At 50.3% G+C, this 4,096-nt stretch carries 6 protein-coding genes; all 6 read right to left on the bottom strand.

Translation table 11 applies throughout. From position 1 onward, the window contains the following. On the bottom strand, nt 1-968 hold a 968-nt coding region (locus GF401_05920; GenBank protein MBD3344580.1), incomplete at its 3' end, for a hypothetical protein. 95 nt (nt 969-1,063) lie between these two features. Next, nucleotides 1,064-1,963 carry a DUF362 domain-containing protein gene (locus GF401_05925; GenBank protein ID MBD3344581.1) on the bottom strand — a complete coding sequence of 300 codons (900 nt, stop codon included), beginning with the start codon at nt 1,961-1,963 and terminating at the stop codon, nt 1,064-1,066. A 201-nt stretch (nt 1,964-2,164) separates the two neighbouring features. Further along, nucleotides 2,165-2,290 carry a hypothetical protein gene (locus GF401_05930; GenBank protein MBD3344582.1) on the bottom strand — a complete coding sequence of 42 codons (126 nt, stop codon included), beginning with the start codon at nt 2,288-2,290 and terminating at the stop codon, nt 2,165-2,167. Next, nucleotides 2,280-2,492 (bottom strand): hypothetical protein, encoded by a 213-nt coding sequence (locus GF401_05935; protein MBD3344583.1) that lies wholly within the window; start codon nt 2,490-2,492, stop codon nt 2,280-2,282. Before GF401_05935 ends, GF401_05930 begins: the two co-directional genes overlap by 11 nt. Nucleotides 2,493-2,703: 211 nt before the next feature. Beyond that, nucleotides 2,704-3,210 carry a hypothetical protein gene (locus tag GF401_05940; protein MBD3344584.1) on the bottom strand — a complete coding sequence of 169 codons (507 nt, stop codon included), beginning with the start codon at nt 3,208-3,210 and terminating at the stop codon, nt 2,704-2,706. Between the two features lie 99 nt (nt 3,211-3,309). Continuing rightward, the coding region (locus GF401_05945) for a chemotaxis protein (GenBank protein ID MBD3344585.1) at nt 3,310-4,096 on the bottom strand (787 nt) is incomplete at its 5' end.

Below are 4,096 nucleotides of genomic sequence, written 5' to 3' on the forward strand. Positions count from 1 at the left end.
AAAACAAAAACGACCTGGTTGCCTATAGGGGCCATACGTATAATTTCATTGGTGGCCGGAAAATCCCGCGGGAGAGAAAGAAAAGAGGTTCGTCGGGATGCAAAATCATATTTGACAAGTGAATTCTGCTGCGGGATAAGCAGCGTATCGTTGCAGACCGTAAAAGCGTTTATACCGGAAAATATTTCGGCGTCGGCGGGTCGCAGCACCGATGTTGTGATATCGTACCGGTAAACATTCTTTTTTGTCGACAAGTAAAGAAAATCGTCGGCAATAAACAAATCGTTGATGGGCAGGGAGGTGAGAACCGTTTCCCACGATTCCTGTGCAGGCGAAAAGAGCCGAATGGTATGAGCGTCGATCAAGAACAGAGTGCCGCCCGATACCCTCCATGTCGACTGCCCGGAAACTTTTGCAGGAAGGGGGAAGAATCGCCATTTCTCATCGATGATCGAAAATCTTCCAATCCCCTCCGTGCTCGCCAGATAAACATAATCTTCATCCGAATGAGCGCCGATAATCGTGTCGAGGGTATCGGGAATAACAAAAGAGAACCATTCCCGTCCCAGCCGATCGTACCGCCACAGCTTGCGACCGGCCGAAAGCCAGAGATAATCGTAATCGACGGCAAGACGGCCCTTCGACGGTTTGCTGCCGACGAATTCAATTTTCTCGAATGATTTTGCAGCACTAGAAAACGAGTGGATACCCGATTCCGTGACAATGAAGAGGTAATCTTCAAAAAGAACGATATCTTCGATTGAATCACCGGGATGCATGATATCGGGCACAAGCTGTCGGGCATTACGGGCGTCGGACGAATATTCGATAATTCTTTCTGAAGTTACGAAATAGGCGGTGTTTTCATGAGAAAATACACGGCAGCCGACAACCTCTGAGGAAGCGATCACCGACTTTGATCCGGTGAACAAAAAGAAAAGGAGTAGAAGAGTGTTTCTCTTTGCCATCTGAGGGCGCCCTACCGGATTATAACATCTTTGTCTCATCCTGATCCCGCCCGGCGGAATGAGGGGATGAGTTTTATTAATGGGATAACTTTTGCTTAAACAACGATCTCATCGATCCTGTCCGTCGCAACATTGCCGAACCCGAGCCGGGAAGCGATTTTGAGATGTTTCACCTTTTCACCGGTAAGGTTCATACCGTACCATTGGGCTTTGGTGACCGCGATGCTGTCGACCGCTACCGGATCGATTCCTCCAACAAAAGTTTCGAGATTGACTACTTTGCCCGGACCGGCCGGTCCGTTGTCGAGCAGGGCGCGGGAGGCATCGACAATAGTAAGCGACGGTTTAATATAATAGAGCAGTTCGGCTATCGCCTGGTGTAAATCCATTTCGGCATGCAGGGCGCTACGGTCCCAGACCAGCCCCATCAGCCCTTTTATTCCCAGCGAAACCCCGGCGGCGCTGTGAGATTTTGCCGTGGGAAGACAGATCAGGGTATCGGCCCGGTCGAGTTCCTTGAGCAGTTCCACCCGTGTTAACATCTTCGCGTCATCGTTTTTCTTCTCAACAAACTGGTCCTGTTTGTCGGGCGTAAAGAGAACCGCGCCTTTTAACGGGTCTACGACTTTATCAAAGCCGGTTTTCTCCCGGCAAAGCGCGGCTTCCCGGATTGTATGATCGGCGATCACCACTCGTCGCGCACCGGCCTCCAGACAAAGAGAAACCAGCGTTTTGAGCGCGAGGGGCGATGTGCCGGTGCCCCATGAGGGGGGGTTGGAAAAACTCATGTTGGGCTTGATCAGTACCCGCGATTTCGGCTTGACAAATTTTTCGATACCCCCGAGCTTTTCAACCAATGCGGGAATCGCCTTGTCGGCGCTCCCCTTTGCCGTAAAAACGGCGCTGCGGGATTGCCCCGCCCCTGCGCCGGGAACTGCCGCAACCATCGCTCCACCGGCAACCGTTTGCAAAAACTCTCGTCGTGCCTTGCGCATAATACATTCCCTTATCCAGGATACTGTTTGTATCAATCCAACAGTACTATGTTAATAATACGATATATTTGGTGCTGAAACCAAAAAATGAAGAGAGAATACCTCTCAATATAATATAACAATATAATAAAATATTTCATTCATGGTTCCAGTGAAAGCTTTTGTTTTATCATTTTTTGTCGAGACCGGGGAAATTATCCTTTATGCCGGTCCGCACAGAGGTCCGGGAACCGTGGCTTCGGCCAGTCCACCAGTCCAGAGGTCTATGTGCTCGATCGATTCGAATTGCTCTTCCAGTTTTATCACAACAACAGGATCACTTAAAATTCAATTGCTTACCCTCCCCCCTTTCGTTGATCCCCTTCTCCCGTAGAAAGTTGCCCGCTTTCCGCATTGTCACCGGCGTCACCTTTGCCTGAGCGACCAGTGATCGAAAGCCGGGCACAACAGCTCCTTCTCTGCTGCCCAGCGAGCGTATGGTGCTGGTATCATGAATCGCGCGACGACGATTCTGCCCTGCAGGTTCCACTGGATACCGCCGCGGCAATGCGCACCGCCGCTTATACCATATCGAGCACGGCCGATCATCACCCAAAACTTACTTCTACCAGGATTCTCTATACCTCGGTACGGTATATGGATATGTCCAGCGAAAACGGCGATAAAAGCACGGTGTATGGGCATATCACCGACGCCCTTGAGAACACCTGGGGTCGGCAGGTCACATTACATTACGAATCTCAGGCGTCTCCGGCGTCATCGATTCTGAGGAGAACTTTGTCGCCGAGCCGGACCGTCGAGATAAGATATCGTATACGTTTTTCACCTCCGCAGGTGATTGTATCGAGATAGGCGGGAACCATTTCCCGCGCTTCACCATCCTGCCAGCTCCCCATCACGGTATTTCGAATTGTACAGGCCCGACAGTGGATTGTATTACCACATCCACCGGGAAGCCGTGCGTTCCGGCACTCCATAACCTCACCGGCCCTTTTACTATGTATAGACTCGTAACTCTTACCTGTCAGCGCCTGCGCGCAGGCATTTGCACCATCGACTGTACAATCACTGTTCACCATTATGACCGGAACAGGAAGGTCATCGATAAACTCCCCCAGCGCTCGTCCGGTGTCGTTCCTTTTGATCCACGAAAAACAATCTTTGCACATCCCGTGAGATACGGATTCGTCGTCATTTTTCTTAGTTTGCAATAAAGGATTGTGACACCATGCACAGACATTTGCCATAGAATACCTCCTTTTTCGGCAGTTGGAAAAAACAGGTTTATACCAATCAATAACGGCAAGACCCGCTTTGGGCCCTACCGTTATTATAACATAAAAGACTTAAAAATCCTTTAAATCTTTATCGTCTTCAAGGGGAATAACATCCTCGGGGTTGGTCTCTTTACCGCCCGCGGCGACAAGCGTTTTACGACCATTACCGTTTATGTCGTTACCACTCTGTTCGAAGCTAAAGGAGGCATTACCTTTTGGGTGATGATGTTGAAAGGACCGGGATGCACCGTTTTTTCCATTTCCCTGTGATTTGTTGGCATTTCCTCTTGAGGAGCCTGCAGAATGAATTGATGCTGCATTTCCCATTGTATTCGATGATGAACCTCCGACAATCGCGATAAGCTCTGCGACCATGACATTGAGATTTTGCGCCTGACCGGAGAGTTCTTCACTGGCCGATGCCGATTCCTCGGAATTGGCCGCATTGGTCTGAGTCACCTGGTCCATCTGGGCAACCGCGGTGTTGACCTGATCGATACCCTGCGACTGCTCTTCGCTGGCGGCGGAAACTTCGGAAATAAGCTGTGCGACCTTCTGCACCCGTCCACCTATCTGCTCCAGCGATCTACCGACATCTTCAGAAGCTGCGACGCCATTATCGGCATTTTTCTGTGAGCCTTCGATAAGATCGGCCGTGTTTTTAGCCGCCTCTGCCGATCGCTGCGCAAGGTTCCGTACTTCTTCGGCAACCACGGCAAATCCCCGTCCGGCTTCACCGGCCCGGGCAGCCTCAACCGCGGCATTGAGCGCCAGAAGATTGGTCTGCATGGCAATTTCATCGATAGTTTTAATAATCTTGGCAGTTTCATCAGAGGAAGTTTTAATTTTATTGATT

Source organism: Chitinivibrionales bacterium, from assembly GCA_014728215.1.
GTDB lineage: Bacteria > Fibrobacterota > Chitinivibrionia > Chitinivibrionales > WJKA01 > WJKA01.